Genomic DNA, 17,656 nt, shown 5'->3' on the forward strand with positions numbered 1-17,656 from the left:
GGAACGTTTCCGCAGGTCACGGCACATGACAACGGTGTTCAGTGCCGCGTTGCCCGATACCCCCGCCCCGTAGTTCACTGGCCTCTGTGCAGGCACACGGAAGGCGGTAGTCATGGGGGCAGGGCACGACCACGGGCACGCGCACTCCCACGCGCCGGCCCCGGGTACGGCCACGGCCGCGTACCGGGGCCGGCTGCGGATCGCGCTCGGCATCACGCTCACGGTCATGGTGGTCGAGATCGCCGGCGGCCTGGTCGCGGACTCGCTCGCCCTGATCGCGGACGCGGCCCACATGGCGACCGACGCGGTGGGCCTCGGCATGGCGCTGGTCGCCGTGCACTTCGCGAACCGCCCGGCGAGCACCAACCGCACCTTCGGCTACGCCCGCGCCGAGATCCTCGCGGCCCTGGCCAACTGCCTGCTGCTGCTCGGGGTCGGCGGATACGTCCTGTACGAGGCGGTGCAGCGGTTCGTGGAACCCGCGGCGACCCGGGGCGGCCTGATGGTCGTGTTCGGTCTCGTCGGCCTGGTCGCGAACTCCGTCTCGCTGGTCCTGCTGATGCGCGGCCAGAAGGAGAGCCTGAACGTGCGCGGCGCCTTCCTCGAGGTGGCCGCGGACGCGCTGGGCTCGGTGGCGGTGCTGATCTCGGCGGCCGTGCTGCTGACCACCGGCTGGCGGGCGGCGGACCCGGTGGCCTCGCTGGTCATCGGGCTGATGATCGTGCCGCGGACGCTGAAGCTGCTGCGCGAGACGCTGGACGTGCTGCTGGAGGCGGCCCCCAAGGGCGTCGACATGGCTGAGGTCCGGGCGCACATCCTGGCGCTGGACGGCGTGGAGGACGTCCACGACCTGCACGCCTGGACGATCACCTCGGGCATGCCGGTGCTGTCGGCGCACGTGGTGGTCAGCTCCGAGGCGCTGAACGCCATCGGGCACGAGAAGATGCTGCACGAGCTGCAGGGCTGCATCGGCCACCACTTCGACGTGGAGCACTGCACCTTCCAGCTGGAGCCGGGCGGTCACGCGGAGCACGAAGCGCGGCTGTGCCACTGACCGTGCGCACTCCCGTTCGGCGCATCCCCGGGCGGTTCCGCGCGGCGGACGCCGGGCACGATGATCACCGGGTCCGGCTCCCTGTGCCGCGCCGCGCGCGGACCCCTGGGCGTGCCGGGAGTGCCGGATTCGTACGGCAGACTTGAGGTGCGAAGACCGAGGCGAAGGATGGGTATGCCGATCACACCTGCCACCGCGACGCACAGCTCGTCGAAAGGCACCGCAGAGGCGATTTTGCTGGAACTGGTCGACGAGAAGGGTGTGACGACCGGTACGGCGGAGAAGCTCGCCGCCCATCAGCCGCCCGGGCAGCTGCACCGGGCGTTCTCGGTGTTCCTCTTCGACGAGCAGGGCCGGCTGCTCCTCCAGCAGCGGGCGCTCGGCAAGTACCACTCCCCCGGTGTGTGGTCCAACACGTGCTGCGGCCACCCGTACCCGGGCGAGGCGCCGTTCGCGGCGGCGGCCCGGCGCACGTACGAGGAGCTGGGCGTGTCGCCGTCGCTGCTCGCGGAGGCCGGCACGGTCCGCTACAACCACCCGGACCCCGTCTCGGGCCTGGTGGAGCAGGAGTTCAACCACCTGTTCGTCGGCCTGGTGCAGGCGCCGCTCGGACCGGACCCGGAGGAGGTCGCCGAGACCGCCTTCGTGACGGCGGCCGAGCTGGCCGAGCGGCATGCCGGGGACCCGTTCTCGGCCTGGTTCATGACCGTGCTGGATGCGGCCCGTCCGGCGATCAGGGAGCTGACGGGCCCGTCCGCGGGCTGGTAGGCGCCGGGCCCCGGGCCTAGGGGAGTGCGGCGGGTTTGAGCGGCAGGGCGGCCCAGATCACCTTGCCGCCGCTCGCGGTGTGCTCCACGTCGACCACCCCGCCCGCCTCCCGGGCCACCTCGCGCACCAGCAGCAGTCCCCGGCCGCCGGTCTGGCCGTGGTCGGCCTCCAGGGCGGTGGGGCGGTAGGGGTGGTTGTCCTCCACGGACACCCGCACCCACTCGGCTCCGACGGCCACCTCCACGGCGAGCACCGGCGACAGCAGCGCCGCGTGCCGGACCGCGTTGGTGACCAGCTCGGAGACGATCAGCAGCAGGCCGTGCACCAGGTCGTCGGAGACCGGTACACCCTGGCGCAGCAGCAGGTCCCGCACCGCGTGCCGGGCCTGCGGGACCGAGGCGTCCACCGCGGCCGCGGTGAACCGCCAGACACCTTCGTACGGCAGGGGATCCGGCGGCCGCTCGGCGCCGCCCCCCGCTGGGCGCGGGCCGTCCCCGCGCCCATGGTCGTCCATCGTCCGGTCGCCACCCTCGCGCTCGATTGTCACCACACGTCGAGTGTTGGTAACGAGGCGCTCCGGCCCGGATACCTGAACACAAGTCGGCGGGTATCGAACGGTTTCTGACCGACTCCGCATGACCTGGTCGCGGTCGGGACTGTTCCTGTTCCCCGGGCGCCGGTTCGCGAACTAGTCGGGTTGTACGAGGCCGACGATACGATCCCCGCATGGAGCCCCAGCTGTCCCACCAGGTCACCGACTCCGTCGCCACCGTGGTGATCCGCCATCCCGCCAAGCGCAACGCCATGACGACCGCGATGTGGCGGGCCCTGCCCCCGCTGCTGGACGCGCTGGCCCGTGACGACGGGGTACGGGCGCTGGTGCTGACCGGCGAGGGCAACACCTTCTGCGCGGGCGCCGACATCTCCACGCTGAAGGGCTCGCCGGAGGAGGCGCCGGCCCTCGCGGTCGCGGCCGAGGAGGCCCTGGCCGCGTTCCCCAAGCCGACCCTGGCCGCGGTGCGCGGGCACTGCGTGGGCGGCGGGGCGCAGCTCGCGGCGGCCTGTGATCTGCGGCTGGCCGAGGAGGGGGCGCTGTTCGGAGTGACACCGGCGAAGCTCGGCGTCGTCTACCCGGCCTCCTCGACCCGCCGGCTGGTGTCGCTGGTCGGCCCGGCCACGGCCAAGTACCTGCTGTTCACCGGCGAGTTGATCGACGCCGGACGGGCGTTGCGCACCGGCCTGGTGGACGAGGTGCTGCCCGAGGGGGAACTGGACAAGCGGGTCGCGGACCTGACCGGGGTCCTGGTGTCCCGCTCGCAGCTCACCCAGGCCGCCGCCAAGGAGTTCGCCGACGGCCGCACCGACCGCGACGCCTACTGGACCGCGCAGGCACGCGGCAGCGGGGACGTCGCGGAGGGAGTCGCCGCGTTCCTGGAGCGCCGGAAGCCGCGCTTCACCTGGAGCGTGTCTACGTCAGGCTGAACCGCCGGCCCGTGCGCACTTCCTCGACCAGGTGCGCGGGCGCCTTGTGCGGGGAACCGGCGTCGTAGGGCGGCTGCGGATCGTACTCGGTCAACAGCTGGACGGCCTGGGCGTGTTCGTCGCCCGCGATCCGGCCGGTCAGGGTGAGCGCCATGTCGATGCCGGAGGAGACCCCGGCGGCGGTGACGTACTTGCCGTCGGTCACGACCCGCTCCCCCGTCGGCTCGGCACCGAACGTCCCCAGCAGGTCCAGGGCGGTGAAGTGGCTGGTCGCGCGGCGGCCGCGCAGCAGTCCGGCGGCAGCCAGCAGCAGGGAGCCGGAGCAGACCGACGTCGTCCAGGTGCTCGTCGCGTCGGCCGCGCGCAGCCAGTCCAGCAGGGCCGGGTTCTCCATCTGGGCCATGGTGCCGGGCCCGCCCGAGACCACCAGGAGGTCGGGAGCGGGCACCTCGTCCAGGGCCTTGTCGGCGGTGACGGCGAGGAATCCGGTGTCCGTGCGTACGGGGCCGGGCCGCTCGGCGACGAAGGCGAGTCGCGCGTCCGGCAGCCGGCTGAGGATCTCGTAGGGTCCCACGACGTCCAGGGCGGTGAAGCGGTCGTAGACGACCAGGGCGATCTGCATCGGCTTCCTCTCAGTGGGCGGGTGCCGGCCGGAACCGGCGCCGGTATTCGGCCGGAGCCGTGCCGAGCGCCTTGACGAAGGCGCGGCGCATGGCTTCCGGGGTGCCGTAGCCGCTGGCGCGGGCGACCTCCTCGATGCCGTCGGGGGTGTCCTCCAGCAGACGGCGGGCGTGTTCCAGGCGGACCCGGTCGACGTAGCGGCCGGGGGTCATGCCGGTCTCCTCCCGGAAGGCGCGGGCGAAGTGCCGCGGTGACAGCCGGGCCCTGGCGGCGAGCGACTCGACCGTGAGGTCGCCGGCCGGGTGCTCGGTGATCCAGCGCTGGACCTCGCGCAGCGGTGCCCGCTGCGCGGTCTGGGCGGCGAGCTGGGCGCTGAACTGCGCCTGGTTGCCGGGCCGGCGCAGAAAGACCACCAGATGCCGGGCGACCGCGAGGGCGACGTCCCGGTCCAGGTCCTCCTCGACCAGGGCGAGGGCCAGGTCGATGCCGGAGGTCACCCCGGCCGAGGTGGCGACGTGCCCGTCCCGGACGTAGATGGGCTCCGGGTCCACCTCGACGGCCGGGTGGTCGCGGGCGAGCGTGCCGCAGTACGCCCAGTGGGTCGTCACCCGGCGGCCGTCGAGGAGTCCGGCGGCGGCGAGCAGGACGGCGCCCGTGCACACGGAGACCAGGCGTGGGGCGCGCGGTCCGTGGGTGCGCAGCCACTCGGTCAGCCGGGGGTCGGGGGCGCGGGTGCCCTCGCCGCCGGGGACCAGCAGGGTGTGCGGGCGGGCCGCCGCGGTGAGCGCCTCGTCCGGTACGAGGGTCAGGCCGGAGGAGGTGCGCACCGGGCCGCCGTCCAGGGAGGCCGTACGGACCCGGTAGGTGCCCGGCGTGTGCTTCTCCGCGCCGGCGAACACCTCCAGCGGACCGGTGACGTCGAGGCTCTGGACACCGTCGAAGAGGACGAAGAGGAGGGTTCGCTGCGCCATGCCCTCGATTCTTCGCGGCCCCGGCCGTGGCCGCAATGACGTCTTTCCCACCTTTTCTGCCATGCGGTTGCGCGGGACGGACCGAGGCCTGGGAGGGCACCGCACACGGAAGGTCTCCGGTCGTCGGGAACCGTCGTCCCCGCCTGGCATCCGGCCCGGCGCCCCGCCGGGTGCGCCCTGATCCCCGGGATGCCGGTGTCACCTGCCACAATTGCCGCGCAACCTTGAGTGGAGAAGGCGGTACGGGATCGTGACGACACCCGGGTCCCTCGGAGCAGGGTCCATCGAAGGCAGGATCGCCGAGGAACTCGGCGTACGGGAGCGGCAGGTGAAGGCCGCGGTGGAACTGCTCGACGGCGGTTCCACCGTGCCCTTCATCGCTCGCTACCGCAAGGAAGCGACCGAGATGCTCGACGACGCGCAGCTGCGCACCATCGAGGAGCGGCTGCGCTACCTGCGGGAGCTGGAGGAGCGGCGCACCGCGATCCTGGATTCGGTGCGGGAACAGGGCAAGCTCACCGAGGAGCTTCAGGCGCGGATCCGCGGCGCCGAGACGAAAGCGCGGCTGGAGGACATCTACCTCCCCTACAAGCCCAAGCGCCGCACCAAGGCGCAGATCGCGCGCGAGGCCGGTCTGGAGCCGCTCGCGGAGGGGCTGCTGGACGACCCGACGGTCGAACCGCTGGCGGCCGCCGCCGCGTTCGTCGACGCCGGCAAGGGCGTCGCCGACCCGCAGGCCGCGCTGGACGGCGCGCGGGCGATCCTCACCGAGCGGTTCTCGGAGGACGCCGACCTGATCGGCGAGCTGCGCGAGCGGATGTGGGTGCGCGGGCGGCTGGCCGCGAAGGTGCGGGAGGGCAAGGAGGAGGCGGGCGCCAAGTTCGCCGACTACTTCGACTTCGCCGAGCCGTTCACCGAGCTGCCCTCGCACCGGATCCTGGCGATGCTGCGCGGCGAGAAGGAGGAGGTCCTGGACCTCGTCCTGGAGCCGGAGGAGGCAACCGAGGGCCCGTCGTCGTACGAGGGCACCATCGCCCACCGGTTCGGGATCGCCGACCGGGGCCGCCCGGCCGACAAGTGGCTGACGGACACGGTCCGCTGGGCCTGGCGGACCCGCATCCTGGTCCACCTCGGGATCGACATCCGCCTCAGGCTGCGGACGGCAGCCGAGGACGAGGCGGTGAACGTGTTCGCGGCGAACCTGCGCGACCTGCTGCTGGCCGCCCCGGCCGGCACGCGCGCGACGCTGGGCCTGGACCCCGGTTTCCGTACGGGCGTGAAGGTCGCCGTGGTCGACGCCACCGGCAAGGTCGTCGCCACCGACGTGATCTACCCGCACGTCCCGGCCAACAAGTGGGACGAGGCCCTCGCCAAGCTGGCGCGGCTGGCGAAGGAGCACGCGGTCGAGCTGGTCGCGATCGGCAACGGCACGGCGTCCCGCGAGACCGACAGGCTCGCCGCCGAACTCATCGCCGGGCACCCGGAGCTGAACCTCACCAAGGTGATGGTGTCCGAGGCGGGCGCGTCGGTGTACTCCGCCTCGCAGTACGCCTCGCAGGAGCTGCCGGACATGGACGTGTCGCTGCGCGGCGCCGTCTCCATCGCCCGCCGGCTCCAGGACCCGCTGGCCGAGCTGGTGAAGATCGACCCAAAGTCGATCGGCGTCGGCCAGTACCAGCACGACCTGTCCGAGGTGAAGCTGTCCCGCTCGCTGGACGCGGTCGTCGAGGACTGTGTGAACGGCGTCGGCGTGGACGTCAACACCGCGTCCGTGCCGCTGCTCGCACGGGTGTCGGGCATCTCGGCCGGGCTGGCCGAGAACATCGTCGCGCACCGCGACCAGAACGGGCCGTTCACGTCCCGCTCCGAGCTGAAGAAGGTGGCGCGGCTCGGCCCGAAGGCGTACGAGCAGTGCGCGGGCTTCCTGCGCATCCGCGGCGGCGTCGACCCGCTGGACGCCTCCAGCGTGCACCCCGAGGCCTACCCGGTGGTGCGCCGCATGGTGAAGACCACGGGCCAGGAGGTGGCGTCCCTCATCGGCAACACGGCCGTACTGCGCTCGCTGCGGCCGGCCGACTTCGTGGACGACACCTTCGGTCTGCCGACCGTCACCGACATCCTCAAGGAACTGGAGAAGCCGGGCCGCGACCCGCGGCCCGCGTTCCGCACGGCCACCTTCAAGGAGGGCGTCGAGAAGATCTCCGACCTGTCCGCCGGGATGGTCCTGGAGGGCGTGGTCACCAACGTGGCCGCCTTCGGCGCGTTCGTCGACGTCGGCGTCCACCAGGACGGCCTGGTGCACGTCTCGGCGATGTCCAAGACGTTCGTCAAGGACCCGCGGGACGTGGTGAAGCCCGGGGACATCGTCAAGGTGAAGGTGCTCGACGTCGACATCCCGCGCAAGCGCATCGCGCTGACGCTGCGGCTGGACGACGAGGCGGCCCCGCAGGGCCAGGGCGGCGGCCGGCAGCAGCGCGGCGGCGGGGCCCGTCCGCCCCAGCAGCGGCAGGGCGGCGGCCAGCGGCAGGCACGGGGCGGCGGTGACCGGGGCGGCCGGCAGGCACCGGCACCGGCACCGGCCAACAGCGCGATGGCGGACGCGCTGCGCCGCGCGGGCCTGCTGGACCCGAAGAAGCGCTGACGAGCGGGGCCGGGCCGGGCGGACGGGCCTCGCCCGGCCCGGCCCCGCGCCACCGCGAAACCCGGTGGACAACGATCACCTGATCGCCAGACTCGTCCCATGACCCAACCAGATCCCAAAGCCGACCTCCAGGTGTACCTCCAGGACGCCCGCGACGCCCTGCTCTGGAAACTCGACGGCCTGCCGGAGTACGACGTCCGGCGCCCCCTGACGCCCACCGGCACCAACCTGCTGGGCCTGGTGAAGCACCTGACGGGCGCCGAGGCGCTGTACTTCGGCGCAGCATTCGGCCGGCCCTTCCCCGGCACGCCCCTGTGGATCACGGGCGACGCCGAGCCGGACGCGGACCTGTGGGCGCGGGCCGACGAGACCCGGGAGGACATCACCGGGCGGTACCGGCGGGCGTGCGCCCGGGCCGACGAGACCATCGCGGCGCTCCCGCTGGACGCGGTCGGCCGGGTGCCCGGTGCCCCGGGCGGGACGACACTGCACCGGGTCCTGACCCACATGGTCGCCGAGACCCAGCGGCACGCCGGACACGCGGACGTCGTGCGCGAGCTGATCGACGGGGCCGTGGGCCAGCGGCGGGAGGGTCTCAACGTGGCGCCCCACGACCCGGCACACCTGGACCGGGTCGAACGGGCGGCGAAAGAGGCCGCGGCCCGGCGGAGCTAACGCTCCGTCACCTTGCCGTCCGCCACCTCAAGGCGCCGGGTCACCCGGACCGCGTCCAGCATGCGGCGGTCGTGGGTGACCAGGAGCAGGGTGCCCGTGTAGGCGTCGAGGGCACCCTCCAGCTGCTCGATGGCCGGCAGGTCCAGGTGGTTCGTCGGCTCGTCCAGGACGAGGAGGTTGACGCCCCGGCCCTGGAGCAGGGCGAGCGCGGCGCGGGTGCGTTCGCCCGGGGACAGGGTCGCGGCCGGGCGCAGCACATGGGCGGACTTCAGGCCGAACTTGGCCAGCAGGGTGCGGACCTCCGCCGGTTCGGTGTCGGGGACGGCGGCGCAGAAGGCGTCGAGCAGGGTCTCCGGGCCGTGGAACAGCCCCCGGGCCTGGTCCACCTCGCCCACCAGGACCCCGGAGCCGAGGGCCGCGTGGCCGGAGTCGAGCGGGACGCGGCCCAGCAGCGCGCCGAGCAGGGTGGACTTCCCGGAACCGTTGGCGCCCGTCACCGCGATCCGGTCCGCCCAGTCGATCTGCAAGGAGACCGGGCCGAAGGTGAAGTCGCCGCGCCGCACCTCGGCGTCCCGCAGCGTCGCCACGACCGCGCCCGACCGCGGGGCGGACGCGATCTCCATGCGCAGCTCCCACTCCTTGCGCGGCTCGTCGACCACCTCGAGGCGCTCGATCATGCGCTGGGTCTGCCGGGCCTTGGCGGCCTGCTTCTCGCTGGCCTCGCTGCGGAACTTGCGGCCGATCTTGTCGTTGTCGTTGCCCGCCTTGCGGCGGGCGTTCTTCACGCCCTTGTCCATCCAGGCCCGCTGCGTCTGGGCGCGGTCCTGGAGGGCGGCCTTCTTGTCGGCGTACTCCTCGTAGTCCTCGCGGGCGTGCCGGCGGGCCACCTCCCGCTCCTCCAGGTAGGCCGCGTAGCCGCCGCCGTAGAGGTTGATCTGCTGCTGGGCGAGGTCGAGTTCGAGCACCTTGGTGACGGTGCGGGTGAGGAACTCGCGGTCGTGGCTGACGACGACCGTGCCGGCGCGCAGGCCGGTGACGAACCGTTCCAGACGCTCCAGGCCGTCCAGGTCCAGGTCGTTGGTGGGCTCGTCCAGGAGGAAGACGTCGTAGCGGGACAGCAGCAGGGAGGCGAGGCCGGCACGGGCCGCCTGGCCGCCGGACAGGGCGGTCATCGGCTGGTCCAGGTCCACGGCCAGGCCGAGGGAGTCGGCGACCTCCTCGGCGCGTTCCTCCAGGTCGGCGCCGCCCAGGCCGAGCCACCGCTCCAGGGCGGCCGCGTAGGCGTCGTCGGCGCCGGGCGCGCCGTCGACCAGGGCCTGGGTGGCCTCGTCCATCGTCCGCTGGGCCTCGGCGACCCCGGTGCGGCGGGCCAGGAACTCCCGGACGGTCTCCCCCGGCCGGCGCTCCGGTTCCTGCGGCAGATGGCCGACGGTCGCGGCCGTCGGGGACAGCCGCAGTTCGCCCTGCTCGGGCGGGACGAGCCCGGCGAGCATCCGCAGCAGGGTCGACTTCCCCGCGCCGTTGGCGCCGACCAGCCCGATCACATCGCCGGGCGCGACGACCAGGTCGAGCCCGGAGAACAGCGAGCGGTCGCCGTGTCCGGCGGCGAGGTTCTTGGCAACAAGGGTGGCAGTCATCAGGACGTCGATCCTAGCGGCGGCGGGCGCGCGTCCCCGCCACGTCTTCCGCCGGTCACCGGCGCTGAACCCGGCCCGCCGGCGCCGGCCGCGCAGGGCCTATCGTCCTGGCGTGGACAGTGAGCCGAGAGACGAAGTGATCGTGGTCGGAGGCGGGGTCGCCGGGCTGACGACGGCCGTGCTGCTGGCCGAGTCCGGGCGGCGGGTGCGGGTGTGGACGCGGGAGCCGGCCGAGCGGACGACGTCGGCGGTCGCCGGCGGCCTGTGGTGGCCGTACCGCATCGAACCCGAGCCGCTGGCCGGCGCGTGGGCACTGGAGTCCCTCGGGGTGTACGAGGAGCTGGCGGAGCGCCCCGAGGAGACGGGGGTGCGTCTGGTCGACGGCGTGCACCACGGGAGCCGGCTGGACGAGCTGGGCGCGTGGGCGGGGCAGGTGCCGGGGCTGCGGGCGGTCGCCGAGGGGCTGGCGGCCCGGCTGCCGGTGATCGACATGCCGGTGCATCTGACGTGGCTGCGCGAGCGGCTGGCGACGGCGGGCGGTGCGGTGGAGGTCCGGGAAGTGACCGACCTGGCCGCCGTGCCGGCCGCCGTGGTGGTCAACTGCACCGGTCTCGGGGCGCGTTCGCTGGTGCCGGACCCCGCGGTGCGGCCGGTGCGCGGGCAGCTGGTCGTCGTGGAGAACCCGGGCGTCACCAGCTGGTTCACCTCCGTCGACCACTCCTCGGCCGCCTCCACCTATGTCATTCCGCAGCCGGGACGGCTGCTGCTGGGCGGCACGGCCGAGGAGGACGACTGGTCCCTGGCACCGGACCCGGCCACCGCCGCGGCGATCGTCGCCCGGTGCGCGGCCGTCCGCCCGGAGATCGCCGGGGCGCGCGTGCTCGCGCACCGGGTGGGCCTGCGGCCGGCCCGGGAGGCGGTACGGCTGGAACGCCGGCCCCTCCCGGACGGCCGCCTGCTGGTGCACAACTACGGCCACGGCGGCGCGGGCGTCACGGTGGCGTGGGGCTGCGCGAGGGAGGCGGCCGACCTGGCGTTCCGGACCGCCTGACCCGTCGGCAGGGGCGCGGGGAACTGCCCGGCCAGCCCACGACGGCCCGGAGCCGGAGACCACGACCAGCCACCCCCCGAACCGGCGCGGCACGCCGGCGCCGGCCCGTCAGCTCGCCGGAACGTGCCGGACCGTACGCGGTGCCCCGACGCCGTGCAGAACCGTCGGCGCGGGCGCCCCGGCGCCGCCGGACGTGGCCCGGTCGAAGGCCGCCGTGCCGCCCACCAGCGGGACCCTGGCCGTCGTCCGGGACAGGTCCACGGTGAGCGTCGGCCTGGTGGACGGCGGGTCGATGAGGTCCTTGTCCGTGCCGGCGACGATCAGGGCCAGGCGGTGCCCCGCGGGGACGACGTGGTCGGTGGCCGCGAGGTCGAGGGTGATGGTGTACGCCCGGCCCGGGGTGAGCGGGACGCCCTTCGCCGGCCAGGCGTAGTGGCCGAGGTCGGCCCAGCCGCGGCTGACCACGGTGTAGTCGACGGCGGCCGTCTTGGCCCTGGTCTTCTTGAAGCAGGCGCTGTCCCCGGCGGTGCTCGCGCCCCAGCAGGTGCGGTCGGTGAGGGTGGTGATGCCCTCGGCCGGGTCGGCGTAGTCGCGGATGGTGTCCGGGCCGACGTCGACCAGGACGGCGGACAGGTGGGCCGAGGCCGTGGTCGGGGTCGCGGTGACCGTCACCGTGGAGGAACCGGACAGGCGCACGTCCCGGGTGAGCGGCGCGGTGAGGAAGCCGGCCTTCTCCGGCGTGGACGTGGTGAGGTGTGCGGCCCAGTCGGTCTCGCTCCGCGCCGGGTCGTCCGTGAAGGTCTCGGTGCCGGCGGCCGGGCGCAGGCCGAGGGTGCCGACGCCGGCCTGGCTGCCGGCGGCCGGGTGCAGGACGGTGGTGCGGGTGCCGTGCGGGGGCCAGGCGGCGGAGGTGACCCACTGGCCGGGGTGGCGTTCGATGTCGGCCGTCGGCTCGCGGTCGATGCCGTTGTCGTAGCCGAGGAGTTCGTGGTCGAACCAGCGGTGCAGGGTGTCGGCCCAGGCGCCGCGCCGGTAGTCGAACGGGTCGACGTGCCCGGTCTGGGACAGCCAGATCTTCCGCTCGACGCCGTGCCGCGCGAGGGCGTCCCACCACTGGCCGAGGTGCTTGGTGCGGACGTTGAGGTCCTGCATGCCGTGCACCAGGAACACGCTGGCGCGCACCTTGGCCGCGTCCTTGACGTAGTCCCGCTCGGTCCACAGCGGGGTCCAGTCGCCGCTGCGCGGGCTGCCGTCGGCGAGCTTGTGCTGTACGGCGGCGCAGTGCGCGAGCGCGTCGGCACTCTCGACGTAGCCGGCCAGTTCGTCGGGGCCGCCGTCGTAGAGGGGGGCGCCCTGGGCGAAGTAGTAGTCGTACCAGGAGGAGATGGCGCTGATCGGGACGATGGTTCTGAGGCCCTTGACGCCGGTGGCGGCGACGCCGTTGGCGATGGTGCCGTCCCAGCTCTTGCCGATCATGCCGGTGCGGCCGTTGGTCCAGCCGGCCCGCACGGGGGTGCCGCCGGTGCGGCTGGTCCAGGCCCTGGCGCGGCCGTTGAGCCAGTCGATCACGGCCTTGGCGGACTGGACGTCGGAGCGGCCGCCGACGTCGACGCAGCCGTCGGAGCGGTTGGAGCCGGCGAGGTCGACGCCGACGAAGGCGTAGCCGCGGGGCACGAAGAAGTTGTCGTAGAACAGCGGCATCTGGACGACGTGGCCCTGTGCGTCGTACGTCTTGCGCTGGCTCTCGTTGCCGCGGCCGCAGCAGGAGTAGTAGGGGCTGGCGTCCATGATGACCGGCACCTTGCGGCCCTGCCGGGCGGGTTCGGCGGGCCGGACGATGTCGGCGGCGACACGGTCGGTCCTGCCGTCGCCGTCCTCGTCGAGGCCGGTGTCCACCCATACGGACTCACGGACGGCGTCGGCGTAGGAGTAGACGGGTCTGCTCTCCCGGGGCGCGGCCTGGGCGGCGGCCGGGGTGAGGAAGGCGGCCGTCAGGGCGGTGACGGCGGCGGTGACGAGCGTTCTCCAGGGCGTGCAGCGCGTGCGTTTCGGCATGCGCGGACGGTACTCCGGCCAACTCCCGTGCAGAAGAGGGCTTTCCTGTTGCGCGTGTCGGCTGAATGGCGATCGTGTGACAGCAGGGATCATGGACAGGTCAGGGGCCACAGGGACTGAATAGGCTCTGACCAGACTTCTCCGAACGGACCTGCAGTCCCGACGACTTGGAGCTGACGTGCACCGCAGAATCATCGCCCCGGGCGCACTGGCGGCGGCCTCCCTCCTGCTGGCGATCCCGGCATCGGCCGCGAGCTACTCCCCCGGCGCACCGGGCATCGGCGACCCCTACTACCCGTCCTACGGCAATGGCGGCTACGACGTCTCCCACTACGACCTGAGGCTGCAGTACCAGCCGAAGACGGACGAGTTGCAAGGCACGGCGACGATCCTGGCGAAGACCACCCAGGACCTGTCCAGCTTCGACCTGGACTTCCTGCTGGACGTGAGCGAGGTGCGGGTCAACGGCACCAAGGCGGCCTTCACGACGTCCGGCGAGCACGAACTGGTCGTCACCCCGAAGACGCCGCTGGCCAAGGGCACGCCGGTCACGATCGTGGTCCGCTACAGCGGGGTGCCGTCGGCGAAGAGCGCCTACGGCTTCACCTCCTGGCACCGCACGCCCGACGGGGGCGTGGCCGCCAACGAGCCCGAGGCCGCCTGGTGGTGGTTCCCGAGCAACGACCACCCGACCGACAAGGCCACCTACGACGTGTCGGTGGCGGTGCCGGACGGCACCCAGGCCCTCTCCAACGGCACGCTCCAGTCGGCTTCCTCGAAGCTGGGCTGGACCCGCTACACCTGGCGGCAGAACAAGCCGCAGGCGACCTATCTGGCCACGCTCGCCGTCGGGAAGTTCGACATCACCACCGGCACCTCCGACGGCGGGGTCCCCGTCATCAACGCCTACAGCAAGGACCTGGGCGACAACGACGGCGCCGCGCGGGCCAGCGTGGAGCGCACCGGGGAGCTGGTGGACTGGCTGAGCGGCTACTTCGGGCCGTATCCGTTCAGTACCGCGGGCGGCTACGTGCCGAACACCACCACCGGGTACGCCCTGGAGACGCAGACCCGGATCTACTACAGCCCGCGGCAGTTCGCGAACGGCTCCAACACCTCGGTGGTCGTGCACGAGCTGGCCCACCAGTGGTACGGCGACTACGTGTCGCTCAAGGGCTGGAAGGACATCTGGATCAACGAGGGCTTCGCCCGGTACGCGCAGTGGCTGTGGTCCGAGCACGAGGGCGAGGGCACCGCGCAGGAACTCGCCGACTACGTGTACGCCTCACACCCGGCCGACGACGCCTTCTGGACGGTGAAGCCCGGCGACCCGGGCCCGGACGAGCAGTTCAGCGGCGCCGTCTACGACCGGGGTGCCCTGGCCATCCAGGCGCTGCGCAACGAGATCGGTGACGACGCGTTCTTCGCGGTCCTGAAGGGCTGGCCGAAGGAGCACGCCTACGGCAACGCCTCGGTGGCCGACTTCCAGAAGTACGCCGAGCAGGTGTCCGGCAAGCCGCTGTCCGCGCTGTTCGACACCTGGCTGTTCCAGCCGTCGAAGCCGGCCGCCCCGGCGGTCCGCGCCCTGGTGAAGACGGGTACGGCGGTGGAGCGGCCGAAGTCGTGGAAGAAGATCGAGGCGACGAACGACGTGCACGGGCACTGACGCCTCACCGGTTCGGCCCGGCCGCCTGCCGCAGGAGGTCCGCCCGGCCTATCGCGTCCGCGCGGGAGGCCGGGACGGTGCAGGCGTAGGCACCGGCGACCGCGCCGTACCGGGCACAGCGCTCGGGCGGCTCGCCGCTCAGCCGGCCGTAGAGGAACGCGGCGGCGAAGGCGTCGCCCGCGCCGTTGGAGTCGACCACCGGCGCGGGCGGGTCCGCCACCGGCACCCGGGTCAGCTCGCCGCCGGCCAGCAGATACGCGCCGTCCGCTCCGGCGGTGGCGACGACGGTCTCGGCCCGGCCGCGCTCGGCGATGCGCCGCATGGTCCGCTCGGGGTCGGCGAGGGCGGCGGCCGACAGGAAGACGACGTCGGCCGCGTACGCGAACGGCTCGTGGTACGGGTTCTCACCGTCCCAGTCGTGCAGGTCCGTGGAGAGCGGCACGCCGGCTTCCCGCAGGACCGGCAGGGCGTGGGCGCAGGGCTGGGTGATCGTCACGTGCACGTGCCGGCTCGCGGCGGCCAGCGCGCGCAGGGTGGCCTGGGGGAAACGGTCGTCGGGGCGGGCGCGGCTGGTGTCGTACAGCGACAGGCGGCGGCCGTCCGGGCCGACCAGGTTGACCGCCCGCTTGGTGCCGGCCGGCTGGGGCAGTGCGGTGAGGGCGATGCCGTGCTCGTGGTGCAGGGCGCGGACGAGGTCGCCCTCGGGATCGTCGCCGAGCAGGTCGAGGTGGTGGGTTGCCAGCCCGAGCCTGGCCAGGCCCAGGGCGACGAAGTCGCCGGTCTGCCCGGCGCGGGTACGGATCCCCGAGTCGATCATGTAGCTGTCGGCGTACGGCAGGGGCAGCTCGGGGACGTGGACGATCGTGTCCACACCGGCCCCGCCCAGCACCAGCACATCGGCCGTCTCCGCGCGTGCGGTCATCCCGCGCCCTCCCCGTGGTCGTACACCGTCACGGCGATCCCTCGCTTGACGAGCCTCTCGGTGACGAGCGGCTCCACGCGGGACCACTTGCCCCCTGCCAGGCCGCAGCCTATGCGGGGCATGTGCACGGACGCGCCGAGTTCGATCACTTCGCCGGCGAGGCGGTCGAGGGCGGTGTCGACCGCCTCGTAGCGCACGGGGACGCCCTTGCTGCCGGTTCTGGTCCCCCGCTGGCCGATCATGTTGGCCACCCACACGTGCGGGCCGACCCGCACCAGCTGGACCGCGCCCAGACCGAAGTCGTTCCTCGCGCGGTCGCGGTGCCAGGCGCGGTACGCCGCCTCCGGCTCCGGCCAGCGTCGGGACAGGGCCAGCACGAAGCCCTTCCCCCAGCCTCCGATGTCGTTGCAGACATGGGCGATCACCTTGACGCCCTTCACCGACGGCACGGTGGCGTCACCCCGGACATACGTGATCTCCGACATGACGCCACCGTAGGCGAGGCCACTGACAGTGGCCCCGAGCTGCTACTTCGACAGCTCGGACAGCTCCTGGTCGGCGTTCCGCGACACGCGGCGGCGGACGCCGAACCAGCCGGCGACCAGCATGACGGCGATCAGCGGAATCAGCAGGATGGTCTTCCGGCCGACCTCGGGGTCGTTCCACATCATGCCGAGGCAGACCAGCAGGAACGCGATCGTGGCGATCTCGGTGACGGGGCTGAACTTCAGCTGGAAGTGCGGCCGGGTCGCCAGGCCGGCGCGGGCACGGCGGACGAAGATCATGTGGCAGAGCATGATGATCACCCAGGTGCTGATGATGCCGAGGGAGGCGACGTTCAGCACGATCTCGAAGGCCTGGCTGGGCACCAGGTAGTTCAGGCCGACGCCGAGGACACAGACGGCGCAGGTCAGCAGGATGCCGCCGTAGGGGACCTGGCTGCGGTTCATGCGGGCGGTGAACTTCGGGGCGGAGCCCGCCATGGCCATGGAGCGCAGGATGCGGCCGGTGGAGTACAGACCGGAGTTCAGGGACGACATGGCCGCGGTCAGCACGACCAGGTTCATCACGTCACCGGCCGCCGGCACGCCGATCTTCGACAGCACGGTGACGAACGGGCTCTGGTCGGCGGAGTACACGGACCCGGGCAGCAGCAGTGCGAGCAGCACAACAGAGCCGACGTAGAACAGGCCCACACGCCACATGATCGAGTTCACCGCGCGCGGGACGACCTTCTCCGGCTCGGCGGTCTCGCCGGCTGCGACGCCGACCAGCTCCAGCGCGGCGTACGCGAAGATCACGCCCTGCATCACCAGGACGACCGGCATCATGCCGTGCGGGAAGAGTCCGCCGTGGTCCGTGATGACGCTCAGACCGGGGGTGTGGCCGCCGACCTTGTGCTGGGTGGCGAGCAGGAAAATGCTGACCAGCATGAAGCCGACGATGGTGGCGACCTTGATGATCGCGAACCAGAACTCCATCTCGCCGAAGATCTTCACCGAGATCAGGTTCACGGCCAGGACCACCGCGAGGGCGATCAGGGCGAGCACCCACTGCGGAATGCTGGTGAACATGCTCCAGTAGTGCGTGTAGAGCGCGATCGCGGTGATGTCGGCGATGCCGGTGGTCGACCAGTTCAGGAAGTACATCCAGCCGGCGACGTAGGCGCCCTTCTCGCCGAGGAACTCTCGGGCGTAGGACACGAAGGACCCGGAGGACGGGCGGTACAGGACCAGCTCGCCCAGGGCCCGGACGACGAAGAAGGCGAAGACGCCGCAGACCAGGTAGGCCAGGGCGAGCGCCGGACCGGCGTTGTGCAGGCGGCCGCCGGCGCCCAGGAGAAGTCCGGTGCCGATGGCGCCACCGATGGCGATCATGTTGACGTGGCGGGCCTTGAGGTCCTTGCTGTAACCGGCGTCGCCCGCGTCCGCGGGCGTCTGGGCCACCTGGGGGTGGGTGGTGGCCGGTGCCGATTCCACGGCTTCCTTGCTCACGGGTGGTTCCATTCCTGGTGCGCCCGGACCTCTTGGGCCCGGGGTTCGTGCAGGTCTTGGCCCGCACCACCCTTTGTGTTGCGGCACAGACCAAGGCAGCAGCTTCCCAGAGGGATCAG

Annotated in this window: 15 protein-coding genes; 7 read left to right on the forward strand and 8 right to left on the reverse strand. The window is 72.6% G+C overall.

Features of this window, described 5'->3' with window-relative positions; translation table 11 throughout:
- Positions 1 to 112 precede the first annotated feature (112 nt).
- Entirely contained in the window at positions 113 to 1,054 is a 942-nt protein-coding gene (locus tag ACIP4Y_RS07545) for a cation diffusion facilitator family transporter (protein ID WP_401389079.1), read from the forward strand.
- Between the two features lie 174 nt (positions 1,055 to 1,228).
- The gene (idi, locus tag ACIP4Y_RS07550) at positions 1,229 to 1,822 is read left to right on the forward strand and encodes an isopentenyl-diphosphate Delta-isomerase (RefSeq protein WP_358638530.1); all 594 of its coding nucleotides are present in this window, start codon (positions 1,229 to 1,231) and stop codon (positions 1,820 to 1,822) included.
- 16 nt (positions 1,823 to 1,838) lie between these two features.
- On the opposite strand, the gene ACIP4Y_RS07555 is transcribed toward idi, so the two are convergent.
- Positions 1,839 to 2,336 (reverse strand): ATP-binding protein, encoded by a 498-nt coding sequence (locus ACIP4Y_RS07555; RefSeq protein WP_358638739.1) that lies wholly within the window; start codon positions 2,334 to 2,336, stop codon positions 1,839 to 1,841.
- A gap of 212 nt (positions 2,337 to 2,548) precedes the next feature.
- Here ACIP4Y_RS07555 and ACIP4Y_RS07560 point away from each other — a divergent pair, with 212 nt between their 5' ends.
- On the forward strand, positions 2,549 to 3,304 hold the full coding sequence (locus tag ACIP4Y_RS07560; protein ID WP_401389083.1) for an enoyl-CoA hydratase/isomerase family protein: 756 nt from the start codon (positions 2,549 to 2,551) through the stop codon (positions 3,302 to 3,304).
- Here ACIP4Y_RS07560 and ACIP4Y_RS07565 read toward each other — a convergent pair.
- The gene (locus ACIP4Y_RS07565) at positions 3,291 to 3,926 is read right to left on the reverse strand and encodes a DJ-1/PfpI family protein (protein WP_401389086.1); all 636 of its coding nucleotides are present in this window, start codon (positions 3,924 to 3,926) and stop codon (positions 3,291 to 3,293) included. The two genes, ACIP4Y_RS07560 and ACIP4Y_RS07565, sit on opposite strands and share 14 nt — an antisense overlap.
- A gap of 10 nt (positions 3,927 to 3,936) precedes the next feature.
- A complete protein-coding gene (locus ACIP4Y_RS07570; protein WP_358638524.1) occupies positions 3,937 to 4,896 on the reverse strand; it encodes a GlxA family transcriptional regulator in 960 nt (319 codons plus the stop codon).
- A gap of 250 nt (positions 4,897 to 5,146) precedes the next feature.
- Between ACIP4Y_RS07570 and ACIP4Y_RS07575 the strand changes: the two genes are divergently transcribed.
- Entirely contained in the window at positions 5,147 to 7,537 is a 2,391-nt protein-coding gene (locus ACIP4Y_RS07575) for a Tex family protein (protein ID WP_401389089.1), read from the forward strand.
- A gap of 99 nt (positions 7,538 to 7,636) precedes the next feature.
- Positions 7,637 to 8,212 (forward strand): DinB family protein, encoded by a 576-nt coding sequence (locus ACIP4Y_RS07580; RefSeq protein WP_401389092.1) that lies wholly within the window; start codon positions 7,637 to 7,639, stop codon positions 8,210 to 8,212.
- On the opposite strand, the gene ACIP4Y_RS07585 is transcribed toward ACIP4Y_RS07580, so the two are convergent.
- On the reverse strand, positions 8,209 to 9,849 hold the full coding sequence (locus ACIP4Y_RS07585) for an ABC-F family ATP-binding cassette domain-containing protein (RefSeq protein WP_401389095.1): 1,641 nt from the start codon (positions 9,847 to 9,849) through the stop codon (positions 8,209 to 8,211). The genes ACIP4Y_RS07580 and ACIP4Y_RS07585 overlap by 4 nt on opposite strands.
- Positions 9,850 to 9,985: 136 nt before the next feature.
- Here ACIP4Y_RS07585 and ACIP4Y_RS07590 point away from each other — a divergent pair, with 136 nt between their 5' ends.
- The gene (locus ACIP4Y_RS07590; protein WP_401390616.1) at positions 9,986 to 10,900 is read left to right on the forward strand and encodes an FAD-dependent oxidoreductase; all 915 of its coding nucleotides are present in this window, start codon (positions 9,986 to 9,988) and stop codon (positions 10,898 to 10,900) included.
- Positions 10,901 to 11,008: 108 nt separating this feature from the next.
- Here the strand turns inward: ACIP4Y_RS07590 and ACIP4Y_RS07595 are convergent, their stop codons facing one another.
- A complete protein-coding gene (locus ACIP4Y_RS07595) occupies positions 11,009 to 12,955 on the reverse strand; it encodes a Xaa-Pro dipeptidyl-peptidase (RefSeq protein WP_401389098.1) in 1,947 nt (648 codons plus the stop codon).
- Between the two features lie 178 nt (positions 12,956 to 13,133).
- Here ACIP4Y_RS07595 and ACIP4Y_RS07600 point away from each other — a divergent pair, with 178 nt between their 5' ends.
- Entirely contained in the window at positions 13,134 to 14,621 is a 1,488-nt protein-coding gene (locus ACIP4Y_RS07600) for a M1 family metallopeptidase (protein WP_401389101.1), read from the forward strand.
- A gap of 4 nt (positions 14,622 to 14,625) precedes the next feature.
- Here the strand turns inward: ACIP4Y_RS07600 and ACIP4Y_RS07605 are convergent, their stop codons facing one another.
- Genes ACIP4Y_RS07605 through ACIP4Y_RS07615 form a run of 3 tightly spaced genes read right to left on the reverse strand, consistent with a single transcriptional unit; the run spans position 14,626 to position 17,537 of the window.
- Positions 14,626 to 15,543 carry a PfkB family carbohydrate kinase gene (locus ACIP4Y_RS07605; RefSeq protein WP_401389104.1) on the reverse strand — a complete coding sequence of 306 codons (918 nt, stop codon included), beginning with the start codon at positions 15,541 to 15,543 and terminating at the stop codon, positions 14,626 to 14,628.
- Positions 15,540 to 16,028 (reverse strand): macro domain-containing protein, encoded by a 489-nt coding sequence (locus tag ACIP4Y_RS07610; RefSeq protein WP_401389107.1) that lies wholly within the window; start codon positions 16,026 to 16,028, stop codon positions 15,540 to 15,542. The genes ACIP4Y_RS07605 and ACIP4Y_RS07610 overlap by 4 nt, the downstream gene beginning before the upstream one ends.
- Positions 16,029 to 16,070: 42 nt before the next feature.
- On the reverse strand, positions 16,071 to 17,537 hold the full coding sequence (locus ACIP4Y_RS07615) for an amino acid permease (protein WP_401389110.1): 1,467 nt from the start codon (positions 17,535 to 17,537) through the stop codon (positions 16,071 to 16,073).
- Positions 17,538 to 17,656 lie beyond the last annotated feature (119 nt).

The organism is Streptomyces sp. NPDC088810 (assembly GCF_044750305.1).
GTDB lineage: Bacteria > Actinomycetota > Actinomycetes > Streptomycetales > Streptomycetaceae > Streptomyces.

What these genes read in the sequence shown, in the direction of transcription:
- ACIP4Y_RS07585 (WP_401389095.1), bottom strand. Translation starts at nt 9,849, where the DNA reads ATGACTGCCACCCTTGTTGCCAAGAACCTCGCCGCCGGACACGGCGAC.
- ACIP4Y_RS07565 (WP_401389086.1), bottom strand. Translation starts at nt 3,926, where the DNA reads ATGCAGATCGCCCTGGTCGTCTACGACCGCTTCACCGCCCTGGACGTC.
- ACIP4Y_RS07580 (WP_401389092.1), top strand. Translation starts at nt 7,637, where the DNA reads ATGACCCAACCAGATCCCAAAGCCGACCTCCAGGTGTACCTCCAGGAC.
- ACIP4Y_RS07595 (WP_401389098.1), bottom strand. Translation starts at nt 12,955, where the DNA reads ATGCCGAAACGCACGCGCTGCACGCCCTGGAGAACGCTCGTCACCGCC.
- ACIP4Y_RS07570 (WP_358638524.1), bottom strand. Translation starts at nt 4,896, where the DNA reads ATGGCGCAGCGAACCCTCCTCTTCGTCCTCTTCGACGGTGTCCAGAGC.
- ACIP4Y_RS07610 (WP_401389107.1), bottom strand. Translation starts at nt 16,028, where the DNA reads ATGTCGGAGATCACGTATGTCCGGGGTGACGCCACCGTGCCGTCGGTG.
- ACIP4Y_RS07545 (WP_401389079.1), top strand. Translation starts at nt 113, where the DNA reads ATGGGGGCAGGGCACGACCACGGGCACGCGCACTCCCACGCGCCGGCC.
- ACIP4Y_RS07555 (WP_358638739.1), bottom strand. Translation starts at nt 2,336, where the DNA reads ATGGACGACCATGGGCGCGGGGACGGCCCGCGCCCAGCGGGGGGCGGC.
- ACIP4Y_RS07605 (WP_401389104.1), bottom strand. Translation starts at nt 15,543, where the DNA reads ATGACCGCACGCGCGGAGACGGCCGATGTGCTGGTGCTGGGCGGGGCC.
- idi (WP_358638530.1), top strand. Translation starts at nt 1,229, where the DNA reads ATGCCGATCACACCTGCCACCGCGACGCACAGCTCGTCGAAAGGCACC.
- ACIP4Y_RS07560 (WP_401389083.1), top strand. Translation starts at nt 2,549, where the DNA reads ATGGAGCCCCAGCTGTCCCACCAGGTCACCGACTCCGTCGCCACCGTG.